Here is a 23409-nt window from a genome sequence, read left to right on the forward strand (position 1 = left end):
GGTGACGCGCCTCAGGTCTCAGCCAGGTAGCGATGCACGAGCATGACCGCCATCGACCCTTCGCCGACGGCGGCGGCGACCCGCTTGGCCGATTCCGCGCGAACGTCGCCGGCGACGAACACGCCCGGCACGCTCGTCTCGAGGTGGTGCGGTGGGCGATCCAGCGTCCAGCCGCTCACGTCGCGCAGATCCGGTCCGGCGACGATGAAGCCGTGGCCGTCGCGCACGACGACGCCGTCGAGCCAGTCGGTGCGCGGTTCGGCGCCGATGAAGATGAACATCCGCCCGCAGGCGAACTCTTCACGCTCGCCGGTGTCGCGGTGCTCCAGGCAGATGCCTTCGAGGTGCCCGTCGCCCTTGACCGCGTGCACGACCGTGTTCGGCATCTCCTTGATGTTGTCCTGCGCGCGGATCTGCTGGACGAGGTAGTGCGACATGGAGTCTTCGAGCGTGCGGCGGCTGACGATGGTCACCGACTTCGCGGTGCGCGACAGGAACATCGCGGCCTGCCCTGCCGAGTTCGCGCCGCCGATGACGTAGACCTCGTCGTCATCGCATTCAGATGCGACCGAGGTCGTCGCGCCGTAGTAGACGCCGGCGCCGGTCAGGATCTCGCATCCTTCGGCGGGCAGCTGTCGATACTCCACGCCCATCGCGAGGATGACCGCCCGGGTGCCGATGGCCCGCCCGTCGGACAGATGCACCGTGCGGGCGTTGCCGTCCACTTCGAGGGCGACGACCTCGGCGGCGGTGATCAGCTCGGCGTCGAACTTCTCGGCTTGGCGGCGGGCGCGTTCGGCGAGTTGGGCGCCGGACAGGCCGTCGGGGAATCCGAGGTAGTTCTCGATGCGTGAGCTCTGTCCGGCCTGCCCACCGGTGGCGGTGCGCTCGATCAGCACGGTCTTGAGGCCTTCGGAGGCGCCGTAGACGGCCGCCGCCAAGCCCGCCGGGCCGCCGCCGATCACCACGAGATCGTAGAAATCACCGGACGGGGTGGTGGTCAGGCCCAGCGTCGCGGCCAGTTCGGCGTCGGTGGGGTCGATCAGCGTCTCGCCCTGTTCGGTGATCACCACCGGCAACGTCAGCCCGTCCTGGCCCGCGGCCTCGAGCAGGGCGGCGCCTTTGGGTTCGTCGGAGCGGAACCAGGTGTAGAACAGCCGGTTGCGGGCCAGGAACTCGCGCACTTCCGACGATCGGGCGTTCCACGGGTGCCCGATGATCTTGGTGTGCGGGATGGCCCGCTCGCCGGTGGCGCGCCACGCCTCGATCAGCGCGTCGATCACCGGGTAGAGCTTCTCCTCCGGTGGATCCCACGGCTTGAGCAGGTAGTGGTCCAGATCGACGACGTTGATCGCGTCGATCGCGGCGTGCGTGTCGGCGTAGGCGGTGAGCAGCACGCGGCGCGCCATCGGGAAGATGTCCATCGCCGCTTCGAGGAACTCGATGCCGCTCATCTGGGGCATCCGATAGTCGGCGACGAACACCGCGACGGTTTCGCCGCGCAGCTTCAACTCGTTGAGGGTTTCCAGCGCGTCGGGCCCGCTCTCGGCCCGGACGATGCGGAACTTCTCGCCGTAGTGGCGGCGCAGGTCGCGAGCCACCGCACGGGATACCGCGGGATCGTCGTCGACGGTGAGAATCACGGGTTTACGGGGCGCAGCGGCCGAGCCTGTCATCGCCACCAATTATGCGCCCGCTGTCCAGCGGATATCCGGTTAGTCCGGCGCGGTCATCGTCCATCGATACGTACGTCGGTCGTCAGCACCGTCTCGGGCGCGGGATGCGCGCTGCGTATCGCTTCGACGATCTGTCCGCGCCGGGTGCGCTCCGCGCGCGCGGCGATCCCGCGCATCATCTTCTGCTCCATCACGAAGTGTGGGATGTCGAACCAGAAGTGGCCGACGGCCTCGCCGCTGCCGCGCACCAGCAGCCTCGTCCAGTCCTGCTCCCGCCGCAGCACGAAAGACCAACTACCCAATGCCTTTTCGCCGCGCCCGAGGCGTTCGCTGTCGGCGGGGGAGACCAGCACCAAATACGATTCCGGCTCGACCGCGGCCACGATCATCGACGCCCGACGCCCGTACCGGCGAGCCAGCCAGATCGTGTCGCCGACGTCGAGACGTTGCCACTCCCGATGGATCGCGTCAGCGTTGTGGATGTCTGCACCCACGGCGCGCTCGAGCAGTGAGTAGCTGTAGAAGCCGCCTCGGCCCTCACCGAGTTGCACCAGCCATGCCCAGACGTCGCGGGGCCGGGCGTCGATGGTCACTGCCCTGGTGGTCCGCAGCGCGTCGGGGTCGACGAGTTCGTCGCCGGGCAGGACAGCCGTCATCTCCTCCCGACGCGCACCCCAGGTGTGTATCCAGGGGGCGACGTGGTGTCGATACAGCGCGGCGATGCCGATCGCGGCCATCGCCTCGGTGAGAAAAGGTCGTTGCTTGCCCATCGTGAGCTCACTCAGCCGCCTCGACGGCCACGCGGCGTGCGGGTGTCTCGGGTTCGGCGATCGGCGCCGACACGGTGAGAATGCCCTTCTCGTATCGCGCGGTGATCGACTCCTCCTCGGTTCCGGTCGGCAACGTCAGCGAACGCGTGAACGACCCGTAGTGGAATTCCGAGCGGCCATGGGATTCATTCTTCTCGCTGCGCTCCGCTGTGATGGTCAGAACCCCGTTGCGCACGGTGACATCGACGTCGGTGGCAGGGTCGATCCCGGGAAGCTCGGCGCGCACCGTGTACGTGCCGTCGACGAGCTCGTCCTCGATCTTGATCGGGTGGTGGCCGGCGAACCCCGGACGACGTATCTCCGCCCAGGTCGGGAAGCCGGCGAACAACTCGGAGAAGTCCGGCCAGGTGGGTCGGTGGTGCTGTGTCGCAACAGCGTTCTCGGAGTCGGCGGTCTTCGTCTGCGCGGTCATGTCGTCTCCTGTGGAAGTGCTTGACTGACTCCCATCCGACCACCGAACCGTGCTCACGCACCAGGGACCGAAGTCCCGAGCCGTGAGGTGGATGTCGCGCGCGAAAGGACCACCGGCCCTAGCGGAATCACCTGCGCCGACTCAGGCTGAGGGCATGACGCACAGACTGGTGCCGACACTCGTCGCTGCAGGGGTGCTGTACGCGGCCCGCCGCTATTTCCGCGACTGGGGCACGACCAAGGCCGAGTCGCAGGACGTTCTGCCCGGTGACGAACGGGTGCGGCCGCCGATGCTGCGGACCACCGAGGCGGGCACGATCAACGCCCCCGCCGAGCAGGTGTGGCCCTGGCTGGTGCAGATGGGCCAGAACCGCGGTGGGCTGTACAGCTTCGCACCAGTCGAGAACGCTTTCGGGCTGCAGTATCGCAACGCCGACCAGGTGCATCCGGAATGGCAGCACCTCGAGGCCGACGACGAGATCCGACTCGTGCCGAAAGGCTGGATGGGCCTGCCGGACGGTCTCACTGCGCGGGTCGTCACCGTCCTCGACGGGCGGGCGATCGTGCTGCGGATCGACGCGCTGCGGCGAGTCTGGGATGTGGTGTGGTCGATGCATCTCGTGCCGTGTGGCGACGATCAGTGCCGACTGTTGATCCGATGGCGGTTGGCGCTGCGTCATCCGGGAGAAGTGGTGTTCGCAGAGCTGATGGGGCCGGCCCGCGCATTGTTGACCCGCGGCATACTCCTCGGAATCACACGGCGCGTCGAACGTCAGCGCCAGGCCGAGGCGGCGGCTGCGGCCGCCAGCGCGAGTCTGCACCACACGGGCTGATCACGACAGCGGGAGCTGCCACCGAGCGGTACGCAGCATGTCTCCCCATGTCATGTCGACCGCCGCAGCCGCGTCCAGGTCGGTGCACGTGCTCGGGCCGCCCGCCGCGACGGCGAGGAGCGCTTCGGCCAACCGCAGCGGGGCGACGTTGTGACGCTGCGCGGTACGCACGATGTAGGCAAAGGCATCATCGATGCTGCAGTGCAGCACAACGGCCAAAGCTCCCTGCGCTGCGCACAGTGTGCGACGGCCGTCCGCGGTCGTCGACGTCATGACCGCGGAGGCCGCGACGTCGCGCCGACGAGTTCCATGTGGTCGACGAACCAGTTTCTGGCCAACGCGGCGACAGCCTCCAGGGTGCCGGGCTCCTCGAACAGGTGGGTCGCACCGGGAACGATCGCCAGCGCGCACTCGGCAGACGGCATCGCCTTCTGCGCCTGCCGATTCAGTGCGACGACATCCGAGTCGCGCGCTCCGACGATCAGCAGGGTCGGCGCGAAAACTCGCGACAGCGCCGGTCCGGCGAGATCCGGCCTGCCGCCCCGCGATACGACGGCGGCGACGGTCACGCGGGGATCGGCTGCCGCCGCCACGGCGGCGCCGCCGCCGGTGCTGGCGCCGAAGTACCCGACGGGCAGCGCACGTGTCTCGTCGCGCCCGGCCAGCCAGCGGGTCGCCCCGATCAGACGCTCGGCCAACAGGTCGATGTCGAAGACGTTGGCTCGATCCTGCTCCTCGGCCGGGGTCAGCAGATCGAACAGCAGTGTGGCCAGACCCGCGTCATTGAGTACCTCTGCGACGTAGCGATTCCGGGGACTGCGTCGGCTGCTTCCACTCCCGTGGGCGAACACGACGATCCCCACGGCACCGTCGGGCACGGTGAGGTTTCCGGCCACAGTTGCTCCCGCGGTCGGCACCGCGACATCCTCGCCCGTGATCTCTGCACGCGTCATAGCACCACTGTGATCACGAAACAGCCACGGGAGTAGGGACTATCGGCTCTCGTTTGTCCCCGCCATCGACTCCTGTGGCGCCGAGCCGTTCGACCGTACCGTCGTCGCAGATGACTTCCTCAGCACACGTCCCGTCAGGAGAACGATGTCCGGAACTTCCTCCTCGCGAGGTGTGCTCGTCGGCGTCGACGGTTCCGCATCGGCCACCGCGGCGCTGCGCTGGGCTGTCGCCGAAGCGCGCACGCGTACAACCACTCTGGAGGTCGTCCATGTCGTCGAGGACGCCGACCACGGTTCTCGCGGCCAACCGCCCGGTGACGTTCTCGACGAAGCGCTCGCGATCGCGGCAACCCACACCGTCGACGGCGCACCGCACATCGACGGTCTGCGGCTGACCGGCTCGCCGGCGCCGCTGCTCGCTCGGCAATCGCACGACGCGGCCATGGTCGTCGTGGGCAGGCACGGGAACGCGACGCGGTTCCGACGTCTGCTCGGTTCGGTCACCACGGGGGTGCTGCATCACGCGCACTGCCCGGTGGCTGTGGTGCACGCCGACCCGCCGCCAGTCCGCCGATCGACGCGCACGAAACGGCAGCCGGTGCTCGTCGGGATCGACGGTTCGCGGTGGTCGGGTGCTGCCGCAGAGGTCGCCTTCGTCGAAGCGTCCGCGCGGCGCGTGAATGTCCTGGCGCTGTACGTGTGTGATGAGCCTGAGCAGTCACCGGGGACAGGGAGCCGGTCGTCGTTCCTGATCGAGGAGGGCCAGGCGGTTCTCGCCGAGTCGTTGGCACCTCTGCGGGACCGTCATCCCTCGGTGACGGTGCACACGCTGATCCGGTTCGAGGACCCGGCCCGCCAACTGTTGATACAGGGCGAGAGGGCGCAGCTCGTCGTCGTGGGTAGCCGCGGTCGCGGTGCGGTGACCGGTTTGCTCCTCGGCTCGGTGAGTGCCACTGTCGCCGGCGAGATGCGCAATCCGGTGATCGTGGTCGGTCGCTCGTGACGGCCGCTCAGAGCGGCACGGCTGGGCTCTGCCGGGCGGGAGAATCAGCCGGCGATTCCCCGTTGGCCACGTGGGGGTAGCGCAGCAGGGCGGCGACGCCGTCGACGGCGCTGAAGAAGCCCTCCGGGCACACCACCACCGATGCATCGGTCGCGATCGCCACGAACGGCAAGGCCTCGTCGGCGAGAGCGACGCGGCGTGCCGGCTCACCGAACATCGACAGCGCTGAGGCGTCGGACGCGATCACCGTACGGTCGTCACCCGTGACCACAGTCGCGCTGTGGAGGTCGGCGATGATCAGGGTGTCGACGGCGCCGTCGCTCAGCGCCGCGCAGATCTCGGGCAGGCCCTCCACGGCCAGGCCGGAGCGCCGACTCCTCTCGGACCGAAAGCGTGCCACGATCATGTCGACGGCGTCATTGCCCCGCCGGTCCAACTCCTGGTCGATCGATTCCGCGATCTCGTGCTCGTCGACACGGCCGCCTCCGGCGCACGCGGGCAAGGCGATTACCCGGGTGGCGATCCGATGCGGCAGTTCGGAGACGACGTCCGAACGCGACCGCACCTCGCCGCACATGAAGATCAGTTCCGCATGGGACCGATCGGTCAGTTCGGTGATGCGGTCCACCGTGGCGCGGATGTTCATCCGCACCGCTTCCTCCGTGCTGTGCTGGTGGTCTCCGTAGCCGTTGAGTCCGGCACTGGCCGGCTTGTGCACTGGAAAGCCCTCGCCGTGAACGACTTCCCTGGCGGTGTTCTGGCCGCAGTGCACGGTCAGATCGGCGCCGAGGCGGTCGACGGCGGCGACGACGTAGGGTGGCCGCGCCGCACCGACCCCGAAGAGCGGCAATACGTATGGGTAGTCGGAGACACGCAGCACGGTCACCGAGGGTGGGTGGACCAGAGGTTCGTCGAGCAGCAATCCGTGCGCGCCGGCGATGATCGCGTGTCCCCGCCGACGGGGGCCGGGGCGATAGTTCAGCAGGGCCCGCTCGACCGCGCCGGTCGTGCGCTCGGTGACGCCCGAGTCCTCGAGGTGACGGCGAATCGCGGTCCACCGCGCCGAGGAGAACCGATCATCCACGGCGCCCTCGACGTAGAGGGAGACGAAGGGGCCCGGCGCCTCGGCGAGACCCCTCAGACGATCACTGTTCATGGCTGCTCCGCTGTGAGTCGACGGTGGTGAACATGGCGAACGTCTCGATGCCCAGCCGGCGGAAACCCCGGGCCCGGTGAGCGGGCATGCGTGTCGCGGCGATCGTCGGGCCGACGATCTGCGGGTCGGTGACGTCGAAGGTCTCGCCGTGCACGGTCACGGTGGCGTGTCCCGCCGCGATCGCATTGCGAAACCAGTCGACGTCGACGCCGTAGGGCAACGGGATGACGATCCCGTCGGGGGACTGCTCGACGACGACGGGTGTCGCATAGGACTTTCCGGTCTGGCGCCCGGTGTGGTGGATCACTCCGGCGTACCAGTGGCGGCGGCCGGCCACCCGCAGCATGACCGGGTTCAGCACGTGTTTGTTGAACGTCCGGACCGCGTCTCGAATCGTGTGGGTGCGCTCAATCGTGGTCATGCTCCCATGCTGGGACCGGCGCAACGGGTGAGACAGGGTCGACCGAACGTGAGCCCGGGGGACTTTGGACATCGGAGCGGCCGGGAGGACCTTGGGCCCTATTGGCGACGCCTGAAGTGGAAAACGATGGCCCGTGTCGCACCCCGAGAGGAGCCGCGCATGACACCGACCGAGCGCGTCGACACGCCCGCGGCCGCGATGGAAGAGATCGCGTGGCAGTTTCTGTCATCGGAGTTCGCCGGATGCACGTATGCGGACTTGTCGCTGGACCGACGACTCGATGTTTTCCTGCGGCACAACGGATATCGGACGCTGCTCGACAACGGGTCGGCGTATCAGGACCTGCTGGACCATGTCATGGACAACATCTCGGTCGCCGTGCGCAATGGCGCCCTGCCGGCGAGGACGCGTCGGCGATGATGTCTGCACTGATCAGAAAGCGGCCGCAGGACTGGCGTGTCCGGCCCAACTTCACCGACTACGACGACACCCGCGCCGACTTCAGCTGGGGTTCGGTGCCGCGGGTGTGCGACGGGATGCCCGGCGGCGGTTGCAACATCGCGTACGCGGCAGTCGACCGACACGCGCGGGGCCCGGCTGCCGCGCACACCGCGCTGCGCTTCGTGTCGGCTGACCCCGCAGACGAGGGTCTGGTCACGCGTGATCTCACCTATGCCGAACTCGCCGGCCTGACAATGCGTTTCACCAACGTTCTGCGATCCCTCGGGGTTGGCAAGGGGGATCGCGTCTTCACCTTCATGAACCGTTGCCCGGAGCTCTACGTGACCATCCTCGGGGCGCTACGCAACGGCAGCGTCGTGTGTCCGTTGTTCTCGGCGTTCGGTCCCGAACCGGTCGAGACACGACTGGCGCTGGGCCAGGCGCAGGTTCTCGTCACCACCCGCGCGCTCTACGAGCGCAAGGTCGCCGCGATCCGTGACCGGTTGCCGTCGCTCGAGCACGTGGTGCTGATCGACGTCGACGACGGAGAGCAGCCGGGCACGCAGGGTTTCTGGACCTCGATGGGCGCCGCCTCCGATCATGCACCGGTCACCCACACCACCGCCGACGATCCAGCGCTGCTGCACTTCACCAGCGGCACGACTGGCACACCGAAGGGCGCACTGCATGTGCACGGCGCCGCCGCGATGCACTATGTCACCGGTCTCTACGCCCTCGACTTGCATGCCGACGACATCTACTGGTGCACCGCCGATCCCGGATGGGTCACCGGAATGTCCTACGGCGTCATCGCGCCGTTGCTCCACGGTGTCACGTCGGTGGTCGACGAGGCGGACTTCGACGCGCAGCGCTGGTACCGCATCCTCGACGCCCAGGCCGTTACGGTGTGGTACACCGCACCCACCGCGCTCCGAATGTTGATCAAGGCGGGTCCGGAATTGGCTGCGGCGCATCGCTTTCCGTGCTTGCGCTTCGTGGCCAGCGTGGGTGAGCCGTTGAACGCCGAGGCGGTGTGGTGGGGAGAGCGGGTACTCGGACTGCCGATCCACGACAACTGGTGGCAGACAGAGACCGGCGGCATCATGATCGCCAACACCCCGGCCTTCGATGTCAAGCCCGGCTCGATGGGACGGCCGCTGCCCGGAGTGGACGCCTGCGTGGTCCGCCGGCACGACGACGGCACGATATCGGTCATCGACGAACCCGACGTCGAGGGGGAACTTGCGCTGACGCCAGACTGGCCGTCGATGTTCCGTGCGTACATCAATGCCGAGGAGCGCTATCGCGACTGTTTCGTCGACGGTCTGTACCTGACCGGCGATCTCGTCAGACGCGACGCCGACGGATACTTCTGGTTCGTCGGACGTGCGGACGACGTGATCAAATCCGCAGGACATCTGATCGGACCGTTCGAAGTGGAGAACGCTCTCACCGACCATCCGGCGGTGGCCGAGGCGGCGGTGATCGGCGTCCCCGACCCCACAGTCGGCGAGGTGGTCAAGGCGTTCGTCACGCTGAAAGACGGCTTTCCCGCCGACGAGGACACGATGCGCTCACTGATGGCGCACGCACGTCGGCGTCTCGGCGCTGCCGTGGCGCCCAAGATCATCGAATTCACGGACGCGCTTCCGCACACTCGCAGCGGAAAGATCATGCGGCGCCTGCTCAAAGCGCGTGAACTCGGCCTGCCCGAGGGGGACACCTCGACCATGGAGACGACAGGGGCAGCGTCGTGATCGAGCGAGACGTCGCGCTGCCGCTCCTGACGAACATGATCAGGGTCCGGCTCATGGAGGAGAAATGCGCGGAGCTCTACAGCGCGGGGAAGATCCGCGGATTCCTGCACCTCTATGTCGGGGAGGAGGCGGTGGCCGCCGGATCACTGTCTGCTCTCGAGGATCTCGACGCTGTGGTCGCCACCTACCGCGACCACGCCCACGCCCTGCTGCGGGGCATTCCGATGACCTCGATCATGGCCGAGATGTTCGGCAAGCAGGAGGGGTGTTCGCGGGGGCGGGGCGGCTCGATGCATCTGTTCGATGCGCGAACCCGCTTCTACGGCGGTAACGCGATCGTCGGCGGTGGTCTGCCGGTGGCGGTGGGATTGGCGCTGGCGGACGCCCAGCTGGGTCGATCACGGGTCACGGCCTGCTATTTCGGTGAGGGTGCCGTCGCCGAGGGCGCGTTCCACGAAGCCATGAATCTGGCTGCGCTGTGGCAGGTTCCGGTGCTGTTCTGCTGTGAGAACAACTATTACGCGATGGGCACGGAGCTCGCGCACGAGCAGGCGGAGACCGATATGACCGAGAAGGCGGCGTCTTACCGCATCCCGGCTCTGGCCGTCGACGGGATGGACGTGCTGGCGTGCCGGGCGGCTGCGTTGGAGGGCGCCTATCACGTGCGCAACGGAGGTGGCCCGTTCTTCCTCGAGTTCCGCACCTACCGGTTCCGGCCGCACTCGATGTTCGATCCCGAGTTGTACCGCAGCAGAGAGGAAGTCGAGCACGCCAAGGAGCGGGATCCGATCAGCACGTTCACCGCGAGGTGCGTGACGGCCGGGGTGCTCGGCGATGACGACGTCGCGGGCATCAGGGCAGCCGCGACCGAGGAACTCGCCGACGCCGTGGCCTACGCCGAGGCCGGAACGTGGGAACCGGTGGGCGATCTCACCCGCGATGTCCTGACGCCGGCGGAGGCGGCGCGATGACGAAGACCACGTACCGCAGCGCCGTGCACGACGGAATCCGAGATGCGATGGCCGCCGATGATCGCGTGCTGCTGATGGGCGAGGACGTCGGCGCCTACGGCGGAACCTACGCCGCCTCCAAGGGTCTGCTGGCCGAGTTCGGCCCGGACCGCGTCCGCGACACCCCGCTGTCGGAACTCGGATTCGTGGGGGTCGGCATCGGCGCGGCGCTGGGTGGGTTGCGGCCGATCGTCGAGGTGATGACGGTCAACTTCAGTCTGCTCGCACTGGACCAGATCGTGAACACCGCTGCGGCGCTGCGCCACATGTCCGGCGGACAGTTCTCGGTGCCGCTGGTGGTCCGGATGGCCACGGGCGCGGGACGCCAGCTGGCCGCTCAGCATTCGCACAGCCTCGAATGCTGGTTCGCGCACATCCCGGGTATCCGGGTGGTGGCGCCGGCGACCGTCGAGGATGCCTACGGAATGCTCGCCACCGCGCTGGCTGATCCGGACCCGGTGGTGATCTTCGAGCACGTCGGCCTGTACAACGCTGCGGCTGACGTCGACGCGCTGGGACCGACCGACATCTCGACGGCGGCGGTGCGACGGCCGGGCTCCGACGTCACGGTGATCACCTACGGCGGCTGCCTGCCCAAGGTGCTCGATGCCGCGGACGAACTCGCGGTGGGCGGCGTCGAGTGCGAGGTGATCGATCTGCGCGCGTTGCGCCCGCTCGACACCGACACGTTCGTGGCGTCGGTCCGCAGGACCCACCGGGCGGTCGTCGTCGACGAGGGCTGGCGCACCGGCAGTCTCGCGGGCGAGATCAGCGCACAGCTGATGGAGAACGCGTTCTTCGACCTCGACGCCCCGGTGGCGCGAGTGTGCACGGCCGAGGTGCCGATCCCGTACGCAAAGCATCTCGAGCAGGCCGCGCTGCCGCAGCCCGAGATGATCGTCGACGCAATCAGAGTTGTTGTCGGACAACGATCATGACCGAGTTCCGGATGCCTGCACTTGGTGCCGACATGGATGAGGGCACGCTCAACGAGTGGCTGGTCAAGCCGGGTGACACCGTGACCCGCGGTCAGATCGTCGCGGTCGTCGAGACCACCAAGGCGGCCGTGGAGATCGAATGCTGGCAGGAGGGCGTCGTCGGCGAGCTGCTGGTGCCGGTGGGCCAGACCGTCTCGGTGGGAACACCGTTGGCCACGCTGCTGCCCCCGGGGGAGAGACCGGCGGAACCGGCGCCCGTCCCCGCGCAGGCCGCCGAAGCGCCGACGGTCGATGCGGCGCATCGCCGGTGGGTGTCCCCGGCGGCCCGTCGGCTGGCCACGTCGCTGGGCGTCGACGTCGACGTGGTCTCCGGCACCGGCCCGCAGGGTGCGGTGGTGATCAGCGACGTCGAGCACGCCGCGGCACACGGGCATGTCGCTGCACCCGCGGCGCACGTTCCCGGAACAGAGATGCGCGCGTCGATCGCGGCGGCGATGAGCCGGTCCAAGCGCGAGATCCCGCACTACTACCTCGCTCACGAGGTCCAGCTCGACCCGGCGCTGGACTGGCTCGCGGAGCGCAACGCGGCGCGCTCCATCACCGAGCGTGTACTGCCGGCGGTGTTGCAGCTCAAGGCCGTAGCACTGGCGGCGCAGCGGTTCGGCGAGTTCAACGGGTTCTGGCGCGACACGGGATTCGAGCCGGGCAGCGCCGTGCACGTCGGTGTGGCGATCTCGTTGCGCGGCGGCGGGCTGGTGGCCCCTGCCATCCACGATGTACCCGACAAAAAGCTCGACGAGCTGATGGCCGACCTGACCGACCTCGTCGCGCGGGCCCGCGCAGGCTCACTGCGCAGCTCGGAGATGTCGGACCCGACCATCACCGTGACCAACCTCGGAGATCAGGGTGTCGACACCGTGTTCGGGGTCATCTATCCGCCGCAGGTGGCTCTGGTCGGGTTCGGCACTCCGGCGCAGCGGGTGTGCGCCGTCGACGGCGGGATCCGCATCGCGACCACGGTGCAGGCCAGCCTGGCGGCTGACCACCGAGCCAGTGACGGCCACCGGGGGGCGCTGTTCCTGGCTGCTGTCAACGATCTCCTGGGTGAACCCGATCTGCTCGAGAAGTGAGGCTGCGATGACCGATCACATCCGCGACGAGGTGCTGTCGGTGTTGACGGGCATCGCCCCCGAGGTCGAGCCCGCCGACATCGACGATGACGCGCTGCTGCGCGACCAGGTGGACCTCGACTCGATGGACTGGCTCAATTTCCTTGTCGGCGTGCACAACCGACTCGGGGTCGAGATCCCGGAGGCTGACTACCGGAAGCTGCGGACGCTGGGCGACGTCGTCACCCTCGTCAGCACACGTGCCGGTCGCTAACCTTGTCGAGCATGACGTCGTCGACCATGCGCGCGTGGCGGGTCGGTACGCCCGGGCCGGTGGACACCCGACCGGTCGAGCTCGTCACTGCCGAGGTACCCGAGCCGGGTCCGGGTGAGGTGCTGATCGCCGTGCATGCCTGCGGCGTGTGCCGCACGGACCTGCATGTCGCGGAAGGAGATCTACCGGTTCACCGGGCGCACGTCACGCCGGGACACGAGGTGGTCGGCGAGGTGGTGGCGCTGGGCCCCGGTGCCGGCGCACAGTTCACCACGGGCGACTGGGTGGGGGTGGCCTGGCTGCGGCACACCTGTGGCCGGTGTCGGTTCTGCCTGAGGGGTCAGGAGAACCTCTGCCCCGAGTCGCAGTACACGGGCTGGGATGCCGACGGCGGGTACGCCGAATTCGTCACTGCGCCCGAAGCGTTCGTGCACAGGTTGCCGGAAGGTTACTCGAACAGCGAACTCGCACCGCTGCTGTGCGCGGGCATCATCGGCTACCGCTCGCTGCTGCGTGCCGATCTGCCCGCCGGCGGCCGCCTGGGGATCTACGGGTTCGGAGGGAGCGCCCACATCACCGCCCAGGTAGCGCTGGCCCAGGGTGCGGAGGTGCACGTCATGACGCGCGGCGCCGACGCGCGAGAGCTCGCGCTGGCTCTCGGGGCGGCGTCGGCACAGGGCGCGGCCGAACCGCCGCCGGTGAAGCTCGATGCCGCAATACTTTTCGCACCCATCGGCGATCTCGTGCTGCCCGCTCTGGAGGCCCTGGACCGGGGTGGCACGCTGGCGATCGCCGGGATACACCTCACTGACATCCCGTCGCTGAACTATCAGTCGCACCTGTTCCAGGAACGACAGGTACGTTCGGTCACCTCCAACACCCGGGCCGATGCGCGCCAGTTCCTGGAGTTCGCCGGCCGCCACCGCATCGAGGTGACCACTCCGGAGTACCCGCTCGACCAGGCCGATACGGCGCTGGCGGATCTCAGTGCGGGGCGTATCGCCGGTGCCGCGGTCCTGATCGTGTAGCGGCCCTAGTCCGGTCGCGCGACGATCACCGGGACGCGGGCCGCCTGCACGACCGCGCTGCTGACGGAGCCGAGCAGCGCACTGGCGACTGCTCCCTCTCCACGGCTGCCGACCACGATGAGTTGGGCCGTTTCGCCGCGTTCGACGAGCCGCCGAGCCGGCTGATCGGGCACCGCCACCGGCACCACATCGACCTCGGGGAACCGTTGCCTCCAGACGGTCAGTTGCTCACCGAGTTGGCGTTCCACGCCCGGCCGCATCTGCTCCCAGTCGAAGCCGGGGAAATCGAACGCCCCGGGTGACCACCAGGCATGCACCACCGTGAGTGCGACGCCCCGGCGGGCGGCTTCGGTGAACGCGATCTCGACGGCGTCGCGCGAGTCCGCAGAGCCGTCGAACCCGACGACGACCGGCGCATCGGTCGCGGGTCGCGGACCATCGTGGATCACTGCGACCGGGCCGTGCGCGCGGTGCACCAGTGCGCTGCTGACGCTGCCCAGCATGACGCGAGCGAGCGCGCCGCGTCCCCGGGAACCCACGACAACGAGCTTGGCCGTCCGGGACAGCTCGATCAGTCCCGCCGTCGCCGGCGCCACGGTGAATTCGGCTCTGACCGGGACCGAACCGTTGGTGATGTCCTTCGCGATCTTCTCGGCGTCGGCCAGAATTTCCCGGCCGACCTGGCGCTGCCATTCCAGCAGCCCGGCGGGTACCGGTGTCGCCGGCCACATCGAGACGGGCGGCGGCGCCGCATAGAGCAGCGTGAGAGGTGCGCCGTGCAGCACCGCCTCCGCTGCCGCCCATGTCAGCGCCGCCTGTGATGACGGTGAATCATCAACTCCGACAACGATTTCAGATCCTCGCGTGGATTGGCTCATCGCGGTTCCTCCCCGTCGGTGTCGACCCACACTATGGCCGGCGAGCGGACCCGGCCAAGGGGCCTTCGGCCTTTCCGCCCGATCGTGCACGCTCGGCAGTCCGGGAGTGTCCATACTGAAGGCATGGTCCGTGTCTTCCTGGTCGATGATCACGAGGTGGTGCGACGCGGGTTGATCGACCTGCTCAGCGCCGACGAGGAGCTCGACGTCATCGGTGAGGCGGGCACGGTCGCCGAGGCGCTCGCCCGGATACCGGCCCTGCAACCCGATGTGGCCGTGCTCGACGTGCGGTTGCCCGACGGCAACGGCATCGAACTGTGCCGTGACCTGCTCTCGAGACTGCCCGACCTGCGCTGCCTGATGCTCACGTCGTTCACCTCCGACGAGGCGATGCTCGACGCGATCCTCGCCGGCGCCAGCGGCTACGTGATCAAAGACATCAAAGGCATGGAGCTGGCGAAAGCCGTCAAGGACGTGGGTGCGGGGCGTTCGCTGCTGGACAACCGGGCGGCGGCCGCGTTGATGGCCAAGCTGCGCAACGCCGCCGACCGCTCCGATCCGCTCTCCGGGCTCAGCGACCAGGAGAAGGTGCTGCTCGATCTGCTGGGCGAGGGACTGACCAACAAGCAGATCGCGGCGCGGATGTTCCTCGCCGAGAAGACGGTGAAGAACTACGTGTCGCGGCTGCTCGCCAAACTGGGTATGGAGCGGCGCACCCAGGCGGCGGCGTTCGTGTCCCGGCTCGATCGTCCGAGGCGACCGGCCGACGACTAGCACGCTGGGCGATTCGGCGATTTTGGGGCTGCCTGCCCAGCGAGTAGTATGGATCGACGGTGCGGTTTGCGCGCCGACTTCTTGCGTGTCCTGTCGGGAATTCCCGAGCTCCGGCCCACGTTGCTAGTCGGACCTGAGCTGTACCAACCCAGGCCAGCACGCCCCCATACGAAACGAAAAGCAAGGATCGCTAACCAGTATGGCCAAGAAAGACGGTGCCATCGAGGTCGAAGGCCGCGTTGTCGAACCTCTGCCCAATGCGATGTTCCGCATTGAGCTGGAGAACGGACACAAGGTCCTCGCCCACATCAGCGGCAAGATGCGGCAGCACTACATCCGCATCCTCCCCGAGGACCGCGTCGTGGTGGAGCTCTCTCCATACGACCTGTCCCGTGGCCGCATCGTGTACCGCTACAAGTAACCGCACACCGACGAGAAGAAGGATCGACGACAGCCGTGAAGGTGAACCCGAGCGTCAAGCCGATCTGCGACAAGTGCAGGGTGATCCGCCGGCACGGGCGGGTCATGGTGATCTGCTCCGATCCCCGCCACAAGCAGCGGCAGGGCTAGTACCAGTACAGCCCGCATCACAACTGAATGACGAACTCCCAGTACCACTGAGCGGATACGCCGCTCGCACACGTCCGGCACGGAGGCCGGACCCCGCCAAGAGTGCGGGAACGGACTGGGATCAGACCTCCGCATAGAGAAGGAAACACCCCTGTGGCACGTCTCATGGGCGTCGATCTCCCGCGCGACAAGCGCATGGAGATCGCGCTGACCTACATCTACGGCATCGGCCGTACCCGCAGCCAGGAAATCCTGGAGGCGACCGGTATCAGCCGGGACCAGCGCACCAAGGACCTGACCGACGATCAGGTGTCCCAGCTGCGCGACTACATCGAGGGCAACCTCAAGGTGGAAGGTGACCTGCGCCGCGAGGTGCAGGCCGACATCCGCCGCAAGATCGAGATCGGCTGCTACCAGGGCCTGCGGCACCGTCGCGGCCTGCCGGTGCGCGGCCAGCGGACCAAGACCAACGCGCGCACCCGCAAGGGCCCGAAGCGCACCATCGCCGGCAAGAAGAAGGCCAGGTAACCCGAGATGGCACAAGCCAAGAAGGGCGCGCCCAAGAAGGGTGCCGCCAAGACCCGCCGCCGGGAGAAGAAGAACGTCCCGCACGGCGCCGCGCACATCAAGAGCACGTTCAACAACACGATCGTGTCGATCACCGATCCGCAGGGCAACGTCATCGCGTGGGCCAGCTCGGGTCACGTGGGCTTCAAGGGCTCGCGCAAGTCGACGCCGTTCGCCGCCCAGCTCGCCGCCGAGAACGCTGCCCGCAAGGCGCAGGAGCACGGCGTCAAGAAGGTCGACGTGTTCGTCAAGGGCCCGGGTTCGGGTCGCGAAACCGCCATCCGCTCACTGCAGGCCGCCGGCCTCGAGGTGGGCGCGATTTCCGACGTCACCCCTCAGCCGCACAACGGTTGCCGTCCGCCCAAGCGGCGCCGGGTCTAAGGGATAGGGAGAACTAGAACTCATGGCTCGTTACACCGGACCCGTCACCCGCAAGTCGCGCCGCCTCGGCGTCGACCTCGTCGGTGGAGATCAGTCGTTCGAAAAGCGCCCCTACCCGCCCGGCCAGCACGGCCGCGCGCGGATCAAGGAGAGCGAATACCGCACCCAGCTGCAGGAGAAGCAGAAGGCTCGCTTCACCTACGGCGTGATGGAGAAGCAGTTCCGTCGCTACTACGAAGAGGCCAACCGCCTCCCGGGCAAGACAGGTGACAACCTGTTGCGCATCCTGGAGAGCCGGCTGGACAACGTCGTGTACCGCGCCGGCCTGGCCCGCACCCGTCGCATGGCGCGTCAGCTGGTCAGCCACGGCCACTTCACCGTCAACGGCGTGAAGGTCGACGTGCCCAGCTACCGGGTGTCGCAGTACGACATCGTCGACATCAAGGACAAGTCGATCAACACCCTGCCCTTCGAGGTGGCCCGGCAGACCGCCGGCGAGCGCCCGATCCCGGGCTGGCTGCAGGTCGTCGGCGAGCGTCAGCGCATCCTCGTGCACCAGCTGCCCGAGCGCGCGCAGATCGACGTCCCGCTCACCGAGCAGCTGATCGTCGAGCTCTACTCGAAGTAAGACATCCGGGGGACCGACCGGTCCCACGGGTCACTTAACGGCATCAAATAGCGGTTGCCGAGAAGGAGAACAACACCATGCTGATTTCTCAGCGCCCCACTCTCAGCGAAGAGGTCATCGCCGAGAACCGGTCCCAGTTCGTCATCGAACCGCTGGAGCCCGGATTCGGTTACACCCTCGGCAATTCGCTGCGTCGCACGCTGCTGTCGTCCATCCCGGGCGCAGCCGTCACCAGCATCCGCATCGACGGTGTGCTGCACGAGTTCACCACCGTCCCCGGGGTCAAGGAAGACGTCACCGACATCATCCTGAACCTCAAGGGCCTGGTCGTGTCCTCGGAGGAGGACGAGCCGGTCACCATGTACCTGCGTAAGCAGGGCCCGGGTGCCGTCACCGCCGGCGACATCGTGCCGCCGGCCGGGGTCACCGTGCACAACCCGGACATGCACATCGCGACGCTGAACGAGAAAGGCAAGCTCGAGGTCGAGCTCGTCGTCGAGCGCGGCCGCGGCTACGTGCCCGCCGTGCAGAACAAGGCCTCGGGTGCCGAGATCGGCCGCATCCCGGTCGATTCCATTTACTCGCCGGTGCTGAAGGTGACCTACAAGGTGGAGGCCACCCGCGTCGAGCAGCGCACCGACTTCGACAAGCTGATCCTCGACGTCGAGACCAAGAGCTCGATCACCGCGCGTGACGCGCTCGCCTCGGCGGGTAAGACGCTGGTCGAATTGTTCGGTCTGGCACGGGAACTCAACGTCGAAGCCGAGGGCATCGAGATCGGGCCGTCACCGGCCGAGGCCGACCACATCGCCAGCTTCGCGCTGCCGATCGACGACCTGGACCTGACGGTGCGCTCGTACAACTGCCTCAAGCGCGAAGGTGTGCACACCGTCGGCGAGCTGGTGGCCCGCACGGAGTCCGATCTGCTGGACATCCGCAACTTCGGCCAGAAGTCCATCGACGAGGTGAAGATCAAGCTGCACCAGCTCGGCCTGTCGCTCAAGGACAGCCCGGCCAGCTTCGATCCGTCCGAGGTCGCCGGCTACGACGTCGCCACCGGCACCTGGAACAGCGACGCCGGTTACGAGTCGTCCTACGAGGCCGACGACAACACCGACTACGCCGAAACCGAACAGCTATAACCGGGTCTTTTCCCACCCAGCTACGCCCGCCCGAACCGTCCCGGCCCTACCTGATACGGGGGTCGGCCCCATCTAGGAGACAGTCGCAATGCCCAAGCCCACCAAGGGACCCCGCCTCGGCGGATCGTCGTCGCACCAGAAGGCGATCCTGGCCAACCTGGCCACCTCGCTCTTCGAGCACGGCCGAATCAAGACGACGGAGCCCAAGGCTCGGGCATTGCGTCCGTACGCCGAGAAGCTCATCACCCACGCCAAGAAGGGCTCGCTGCACAACCGGCGTGAGGTGATGAAGAAGATCCGCGACAAGGACGTCGTGCACATCCTGTTCGCCGAGATCGGGCCGTTCTTCGCCGATCGCGCCGGCGGCTACACCCGCATCATCAAGGTCGAGAACCGCAAGGGCGACAACGCGCCCATGGCGGTCATCGAGTTGGTGCGGGAGAAGACGGTGACGTCTGAGGCGAACCGTGCGCGCCGTGCCGACGCCGCCCAGAAGGTTGCGGCCGCGGCCGCGCCGCAGGCAGCGGTGGAGCCGGAGGCTGCCGAAGGCCCCAGCGCCGAAGAGGCCGAGGCCGTCGACGAGACCCCGATCGCCGACGAGGCCGACGTCGAGGTCGAGGCGAAGGCTGACGAGTCCGCCGATGGGGAAACCGACGCCAAGTAGCAGTTTCATGAACGAGCCCGTCATCGAATCCGATGGCGGGCTCGTTCGTCTGCGTCTCGACATTGCTTACGACGGAACGGAATTCGCCGGCTGGGCGACGCAGACCGGGCAGCGCACGGTGGCCGGCGTCATCGACGGTGCGTTGACGACGGTGTTCCGCACCCCGGTGCTGACCCGCGCCGCCGGCCGCACCGACTCCGGCGTCCACGCCACCGGTCAGGTCGCGCACGTCGACGTGCCCGCGCAGGCGCTCTCCCATGCTTACCCCCGCACCTCGCGAGCCGGTGAGCCCGAGTTCGGTCCGCTGGTCCGCCGACTCGGCCGGCTCCTTCCGGAGGATGTCCGTGTGCTGCAGATCGCTCGCGCCGCAGCAGGATTCGACGCACGATTCGCGGCACTGCGTCGCCACTACACCTACCGGTTGTCGACGGCGCCCTACGGTGTACTGCCGGCCGAGGCGCGCTTCGTCACCGCGTGGCCTCGTCCGCTGGACGTCGCGGCGATGTCGGCCGCGGCCCGACATCTGCTGGGGCTGAAAAACTTCGCGGCGTTCTGCCGACACCGCGACGGCGCGACGACGATCCGGGACCTGCAGCGGCTCGACGTCGTGCGCACCGGAGATCAGATCGCGATCCACGTCAGCGCCGATGCGTTCTGCTGGAACATGGTGCGCTCGCTGGTCGGCGCCCTGCTCGCGGTCGGTGAGCATCGGCGCGACGCGGCATGGTGTTCAGCGCTGCTGACCGAGACCCGGCGGTCCAGTGATTTCGCTGCGGCACCGGCGCGGGGACTGACGCTCGTGGGTGTGGATTATCCGCCCGACGAGGAACTGGCGGCGCGCACCGAGATCACCCGGGACGTGCGCAGCGCGGACGAGGTCAGCTAGAGCCTGCCCGCGACGAAGTCGGCGGCCTGGTTCACCATGCCGGCCTTGATGTAAGCGGGAGCAAGGTGGTCGGGCCAGTAGTCCTGCCAGTTGTTCGGGTCGGTGGGATTGCAGATCGGGTCGTCCCCGTGGCACAGCTCGATGATCTTCTCGCGCAGCGCCGGGTTGGTGAAGTTGGCGATCGGACCGACCCACTGGCTGCCGTTGCCGAACAGCGTGATCGCGGCGATGTGCGAATCGGCGCCGTCGGGCATCGGATTCTTGAATCCGAACGCGGCGATCGGGACGGCCACCACGACATCCGTGACGGCGGCACCCAGCGAGTAGCCGCCCAGCACCAGCCGGGTGTCGGGGCAGGTGCCCGTCATGTAGGAGATGCGCCCGCTCATGTCGTTGGCGCCGATGTCGACCTCGGTGTCGGCGGGATACTTCACCGCGTAGAGCCGGACGTCCTTACCCGTCTTGCTACGCAGCGCCGAGGCCAGCGCGTTGCCGATCTGTCCGGCTCCCGGTGACTCGAGGCGTCCGCGAGCGAAGATCAATTCGGCTTGAGGGCAGGACTCGGCCGAGGCGGTGGGAGCCGTGGGCCCGACCAACCCGGCGACCATGGTGACGGCAGCCGCCACCGACATGACAACGTGGCGGAGCGAGACAGTCACCTTGCCGATGATAGGTCAGACTCGGGCTGCGGCGAACCCTGCGGCCTGGCCGATGAACGGCGATGACTCGTAGTGGGTGTGCGCGAACGGGTTTCGGCCGTCCGAGCAGATCGGGTCACCGTCGGCGCAGAGGTCGATCGCCTTCCCGGCGAAGGAGCCGGCGCCCGAGACCGGGTTGCCGAACTTCGCGGCCGGATTGCCGAAGACCGCGACCGCGTCGACGTTGCCCACCAGTCCACCGGCCAGCGGGGGAGCGGAGCCGATCTCGCCGATCTTGTTTCCCAGCGGCGGCACACCGGCGAGCATGTCGACCACCGCGGCGCCCTGCGAGTAGCCGCCCAGCACGATCCTCGTGCCGGGGCACTGGGCCGCCAGCGTGGCGATCCTGCCTGCGGCGTCGGTGGCGCCCACCGCGGTGTTCAGGAAGTCGTAGCTGGCGGGGTAGTTGACCCCGTAGGTGCTGACCGTCCGGCCACCGAGTTGCGTGCTCAGCACATCGGTCAGCGCCTGGCCCACGCGCCCGATACCGGGCGGCTCACTGGTGCCGCGGGCGAAGATCACCTCGACGTCCGAGCACGGTTGGGCCGACGCGGACGGGACGGGCATGACAATGGAGCCGGCCATGGGCAGGGCCGCCACGGCGGCGGCCGCGGCGAGGCGGCGCACTCGGTCAGATCGCACAATGCACCGTAACGTATAGCTCGTCTACAAAAGTCCCGCGACGAATCCGGCGGCCTGATCTGTCAGCCCGGACGGCCCGTAGTTGCTGTGGGCGGGGATGTCGTCGCCGCCCGAACACACCGGATCGTTGGCTGTGCACAGGTCGATGGACCGGCCTCCCCAGACCGGGCTCGAGGTCAGCGGCAGCCCGATCTTCGCCGACGGGTTGCCGAACACCGCGATCGCCGCCACGTGATCGGGGGCGTTGGGGGGCAGGGGTGCGGTGAAGCCGGCGCCCGGCACGGGGACCGCGGCGATGACGTCGACGACGGCCGCGCCCTGCGAGTAACCGCCGAGGACCAGTCGGGTGTTGGGGCAGTTCGCGATCATGTACTGGATGTGATCGCTGGCGTCGTTGGCGCCGGCGGCGACCTGGAGGAAGTCGAAGGACGCCGGGTAGTTGACGGCATAGGTACCGAGGGAACGGCCCCCGACGCGATCTCTCAGCGAGTCGACGAACGCACCGCCGACCCGGCCGAGCCCGGGCGGCTCATCCGTGCCGCGTGCGAAGACCACTTCGATGTCCGGGCAGCCCTGGGCCGTGGCTACGGGCGCGGTGAGGACCGGTGCCGCGACCATCGCTGCCGCACTGACGGCAGTGGCAGCGATGGTCAGGAGACCGGCTCTCCGGCGCATATCAAGATCGATCATCACCTCGGTGATGTTAGCTCACCTAGCGGGGCGTCAGGCCAGGTCGCGGTGCTCGCCTCGGCGAGATCGCTCCGGTCGCCCTGCCGGGCGATCGCCAACCCGGCGAGCACGATCGCGCCGCCCACGGCCTGCGTGGCGGTGACCGCTTCGCCGACGAGCACCCACGCGGCCAGTACGGCGAACATGACCTCGGACAGGCCGACCAGCGATGCGAACCGCGGCTTCAGGCGGGCGATGCCGACGATGCCGAGGGTGTAGGCGATCGCGGTCGGGAAGAGGGCCAGCGCCGCGACGGGCAGGACCCAGGACGTGGTGATGCCGGCGACGACGGTGTCGTTGGCCGTGAACGTCATCGGCATCAGTCCGGTGACGCCGATGAGCGAGACCGCGGCCGCGCCGACGAACAGGCCCGCCGTGGCCAGGGTGATCGGATGCAGCGGGGCGTCGGGGTGCTCGTCCCCGATGGCGCCGCTGGATCCCGACACTTTCTCCGACATCATGAAGTAGCAGGCCGCGCACACGGCGGCGGCCAGGCCGAACCCCACGCCGACGAGATCGAAGTCCACCGGGGAGAAGCCGTGCGGGCCGATCAGGCCGAGCACGGCGGTGATGCCGGCGATCGCCAGCACCACGCCGGAGAGGGTCAACGCGCTGGGGCGTCGCCCGGTGGTCGCCCACAGCCAGCCCACCACGAGGATCGGCGCGGTGTACTCGAGCAACAGTGCGACGCCGACCGTGAGGTGTGCGACTGCGTTGTAGTAGAACAGCTGCGCTCCGGCGATGGGGATCAGACCGTAGGCGACGATCGTGCGCACGTGATGGCGTGCCTCGCGCAACCAGCCGGGATGTGCGACGGTGGCGAACACGGCCATCGTCAGCGCACCGCCGGCCAGCCGGGCGGTGACCGCGGCCGTCGGGCTCCATCCGGCGGTCATCAGAGCTTTGCCGAACGGACCCGAACAGCCGAAGGCAAACGCCGAGGCAACCGCGAAGAGGAGGCCGCTACGGAACCGCGAGCTCGGCGTCAGCACGGACATGGGTGCACCTCC

The 23409-nt window shown here is 68.1% G+C and carries 29 protein-coding genes and 1 pseudogene; 18 read left to right on the top strand and 12 right to left on the bottom strand.

The window, feature by feature from the left end; translation table 11 throughout:
- Positions 1–11: 11 nt before the first annotated feature.
- From ACZ50N_RS05765 to ACZ50N_RS05775, 3 genes are read right to left on the bottom strand one after another with little or no spacing between them, the layout of a single operon-like run.
- Positions 12–1676 carry an NAD(P)/FAD-dependent oxidoreductase gene (locus tag ACZ50N_RS05765; RefSeq protein ID WP_048425040.1) on the bottom strand — a complete coding sequence of 555 codons (1665 nt, stop codon included), beginning with the start codon at positions 1674–1676 and terminating at the stop codon, positions 12–14.
- 53 nt (positions 1677–1729) lie between these two features.
- A complete protein-coding gene (locus ACZ50N_RS05770) occupies positions 1730–2446 on the bottom strand; it encodes a hypothetical protein (RefSeq protein ID WP_464474877.1) in 717 nt (238 codons plus the stop codon).
- A gap of 7 nt (positions 2447–2453) precedes the next feature.
- Positions 2454–2918, bottom strand: a complete 465-nt coding sequence (locus ACZ50N_RS05775; RefSeq protein ID WP_464474878.1) for an Hsp20/alpha crystallin family protein — start codon at positions 2916–2918, stop codon at positions 2454–2456.
- A 154-nt stretch (positions 2919–3072) separates the two neighbouring features.
- Between ACZ50N_RS05775 and ACZ50N_RS05780 the strand changes: the two genes are divergently transcribed.
- The gene (locus ACZ50N_RS05780; RefSeq protein ID WP_464474879.1) at positions 3073–3750 is read left to right on the top strand and encodes an SRPBCC family protein; all 678 of its coding nucleotides are present in this window, start codon (positions 3073–3075) and stop codon (positions 3748–3750) included.
- On the opposite strand, the gene ACZ50N_RS05785 is transcribed toward ACZ50N_RS05780, so the two are convergent.
- Both ACZ50N_RS05785 and ACZ50N_RS05790 read right to left on the bottom strand, forming a co-directional pair.
- Positions 3751–4023: an ANTAR domain-containing protein gene (locus ACZ50N_RS05785; RefSeq protein ID WP_048424693.1), complete on the bottom strand. Its 273-nt coding sequence runs from the start codon at positions 4021–4023 to the stop codon at positions 3751–3753.
- A pseudogene (locus tag ACZ50N_RS05790) lies at positions 4020–4679 on the bottom strand (dienelactone hydrolase family protein); the annotation flags it as partial. The pseudogene ACZ50N_RS05790 and the gene ACZ50N_RS05785, both read right to left, overlap by 4 nt.
- Before the next feature lie 169 nt (positions 4680–4848).
- On the opposite strand from ACZ50N_RS05790, the gene ACZ50N_RS05795 reads away from it, so the two are divergent.
- A complete protein-coding gene (locus ACZ50N_RS05795; RefSeq protein ID WP_464474880.1) occupies positions 4849–5706 on the top strand; it encodes a universal stress protein in 858 nt (285 codons plus the stop codon).
- Positions 5707–5713: 7 nt separating this feature from the next.
- Here the strand turns inward: ACZ50N_RS05795 and ACZ50N_RS05800 are convergent, their stop codons facing one another.
- Both ACZ50N_RS05800 and ACZ50N_RS05805 read right to left on the bottom strand, forming a co-directional pair.
- Positions 5714–6862, bottom strand: coding sequence for an Rv2629 family ribosome hibernation factor (locus tag ACZ50N_RS05800; RefSeq protein WP_464474881.1), 1149 nt, complete (start codon positions 6860–6862; stop codon positions 5714–5716).
- Positions 6852–7283: a PNPOx family protein gene (locus tag ACZ50N_RS05805; RefSeq protein WP_464474882.1), complete on the bottom strand. Its 432-nt coding sequence runs from the start codon at positions 7281–7283 to the stop codon at positions 6852–6854. Before ACZ50N_RS05805 ends, ACZ50N_RS05800 begins: the two co-directional genes overlap by 11 nt.
- Positions 7284–7442: 159 nt before the next feature.
- Here ACZ50N_RS05805 and ACZ50N_RS05810 point away from each other — a divergent pair, with 159 nt between their 5' ends.
- From ACZ50N_RS05810 to ACZ50N_RS05840, 7 genes are read left to right on the top strand one after another with little or no spacing between them, the layout of a single operon-like run.
- Positions 7443–7703, top strand: a complete 261-nt coding sequence (locus ACZ50N_RS05810) for a hypothetical protein (RefSeq protein ID WP_046362722.1) — start codon at positions 7443–7445, stop codon at positions 7701–7703.
- Positions 7700–9481, top strand: a complete 1782-nt coding sequence (gene acsA, locus ACZ50N_RS05815; RefSeq protein ID WP_464474883.1) for an acetate--CoA ligase — start codon at positions 7700–7702, stop codon at positions 9479–9481. Before ACZ50N_RS05810 ends, acsA begins: the two co-directional genes overlap by 4 nt.
- A complete protein-coding gene (gene pdhA, locus ACZ50N_RS05820) occupies positions 9478–10452 on the top strand; it encodes a pyruvate dehydrogenase (acetyl-transferring) E1 component subunit alpha (RefSeq protein WP_048424687.1) in 975 nt (324 codons plus the stop codon). Before acsA ends, pdhA begins: the two co-directional genes overlap by 4 nt.
- Positions 10449–11429 carry an alpha-ketoacid dehydrogenase subunit beta gene (locus ACZ50N_RS05825; protein WP_046362725.1) on the top strand — a complete coding sequence of 327 codons (981 nt, stop codon included), beginning with the start codon at positions 10449–10451 and terminating at the stop codon, positions 11427–11429. Before pdhA ends, ACZ50N_RS05825 begins: the two co-directional genes overlap by 4 nt.
- The gene (locus ACZ50N_RS05830; RefSeq protein WP_048424686.1) at positions 11426–12559 is read left to right on the top strand and encodes a dihydrolipoamide acetyltransferase family protein; all 1134 of its coding nucleotides are present in this window, start codon (positions 11426–11428) and stop codon (positions 12557–12559) included. The genes ACZ50N_RS05825 and ACZ50N_RS05830 overlap by 4 nt, the downstream gene beginning before the upstream one ends.
- A 7-nt stretch (positions 12560–12566) precedes the next feature.
- Positions 12567–12812 carry an acyl carrier protein gene (locus ACZ50N_RS05835; RefSeq protein ID WP_133413563.1) on the top strand — a complete coding sequence of 82 codons (246 nt, stop codon included), beginning with the start codon at positions 12567–12569 and terminating at the stop codon, positions 12810–12812.
- Positions 12813–12823: 11 nt separating this feature from the next.
- A complete protein-coding gene (locus tag ACZ50N_RS05840) occupies positions 12824–13840 on the top strand; it encodes a zinc-binding alcohol dehydrogenase family protein (protein ID WP_464474884.1) in 1017 nt (338 codons plus the stop codon).
- 5 nt (positions 13841–13845) lie between these two features.
- Here ACZ50N_RS05840 and ACZ50N_RS05845 read toward each other — a convergent pair whose 3' ends face one another.
- Positions 13846–14718: a universal stress protein gene (locus ACZ50N_RS05845; RefSeq protein WP_464474885.1), complete on the bottom strand. Its 873-nt coding sequence runs from the start codon at positions 14716–14718 to the stop codon at positions 13846–13848.
- A gap of 123 nt (positions 14719–14841) precedes the next feature.
- Between ACZ50N_RS05845 and dosR the strand changes: the two genes are divergently transcribed.
- The 9 genes from dosR (at position 14842) to truA (ending at position 20330) form a co-directional block, all read left to right on the top strand.
- Positions 14842–15492, top strand: a complete 651-nt coding sequence (gene dosR / locus ACZ50N_RS05850; RefSeq protein ID WP_048424683.1) for a hypoxia response regulator transcription factor DosR/DevR — start codon at positions 14842–14844, stop codon at positions 15490–15492.
- 199 nt (positions 15493–15691) lie between these two features.
- On the top strand, positions 15692–15913 hold the full coding sequence (gene infA, locus ACZ50N_RS05855; RefSeq protein ID WP_003418601.1) for a translation initiation factor IF-1: 222 nt from the start codon (positions 15692–15694) through the stop codon (positions 15911–15913).
- Between the two features lie 35 nt (positions 15914–15948).
- Positions 15949–16062 carry a 50S ribosomal protein L36 gene (gene rpmJ, locus ACZ50N_RS05860; protein ID WP_003879483.1) on the top strand — a complete coding sequence of 38 codons (114 nt, stop codon included), beginning with the start codon at positions 15949–15951 and terminating at the stop codon, positions 16060–16062.
- A gap of 153 nt (positions 16063–16215) precedes the next feature.
- Positions 16216–16590: a 30S ribosomal protein S13 gene (gene rpsM, locus ACZ50N_RS05865; RefSeq protein ID WP_046362731.1), complete on the top strand. Its 375-nt coding sequence runs from the start codon at positions 16216–16218 to the stop codon at positions 16588–16590.
- Positions 16591–16596: 6 nt separating this feature from the next.
- Positions 16597–17010, top strand: a complete 414-nt coding sequence (gene rpsK, locus ACZ50N_RS05870; RefSeq protein WP_043405918.1) for a 30S ribosomal protein S11 — start codon at positions 16597–16599, stop codon at positions 17008–17010.
- A gap of 22 nt (positions 17011–17032) precedes the next feature.
- On the top strand, positions 17033–17638 hold the full coding sequence (gene rpsD / locus ACZ50N_RS05875) for a 30S ribosomal protein S4 (RefSeq protein ID WP_046362732.1): 606 nt from the start codon (positions 17033–17035) through the stop codon (positions 17636–17638).
- 47 nt (positions 17639–17685) lie between these two features.
- Positions 17686–18780 (top strand): DNA-directed RNA polymerase subunit alpha, encoded by a 1095-nt coding sequence (locus ACZ50N_RS05880; protein WP_269083352.1) that lies wholly within the window; start codon positions 17686–17688, stop codon positions 18778–18780.
- Between the two features lie 88 nt (positions 18781–18868).
- On the top strand, positions 18869–19444 hold the full coding sequence (gene rplQ / locus ACZ50N_RS05885) for a 50S ribosomal protein L17 (RefSeq protein WP_046676504.1): 576 nt from the start codon (positions 18869–18871) through the stop codon (positions 19442–19444).
- Positions 19422–20330 (top strand): tRNA pseudouridine(38-40) synthase TruA, encoded by a 909-nt coding sequence (gene truA, locus ACZ50N_RS05890; protein ID WP_423797695.1) that lies wholly within the window; start codon positions 19422–19424, stop codon positions 20328–20330. The genes rplQ and truA overlap by 23 nt, the downstream gene beginning before the upstream one ends.
- On the opposite strand, the gene ACZ50N_RS05895 is transcribed toward truA, so the two are convergent.
- From ACZ50N_RS05895 to ACZ50N_RS05910, 4 genes are all read right to left on the bottom strand, one after another.
- Positions 20327–20962, bottom strand: coding sequence for a cutinase family protein (locus tag ACZ50N_RS05895; protein ID WP_046366592.1), 636 nt, complete (start codon positions 20960–20962; stop codon positions 20327–20329). The genes truA and ACZ50N_RS05895 overlap by 4 nt on opposite strands.
- A 42-nt stretch (positions 20963–21004) precedes the next feature.
- Positions 21005–21613 (bottom strand): cutinase family protein, encoded by a 609-nt coding sequence (locus ACZ50N_RS05900; protein WP_048425038.1) that lies wholly within the window; start codon positions 21611–21613, stop codon positions 21005–21007.
- A gap of 81 nt (positions 21614–21694) precedes the next feature.
- Positions 21695–22360, bottom strand: a complete 666-nt coding sequence (locus ACZ50N_RS05905) for a cutinase family protein (protein ID WP_236728328.1) — start codon at positions 22358–22360, stop codon at positions 21695–21697.
- Complete coding sequence (locus ACZ50N_RS05910) at positions 22360–23397, bottom strand: EamA family transporter (protein ID WP_073682943.1); 1038 nt, start codon at positions 23395–23397, stop codon at positions 22360–22362. Before ACZ50N_RS05910 ends, ACZ50N_RS05905 begins: the two co-directional genes overlap by 1 nt.
- Between the last annotated feature and the right edge of the window lie 12 nt (positions 23398–23409).

It is taken from the genome of Mycolicibacterium obuense (genome assembly GCF_055397605.1).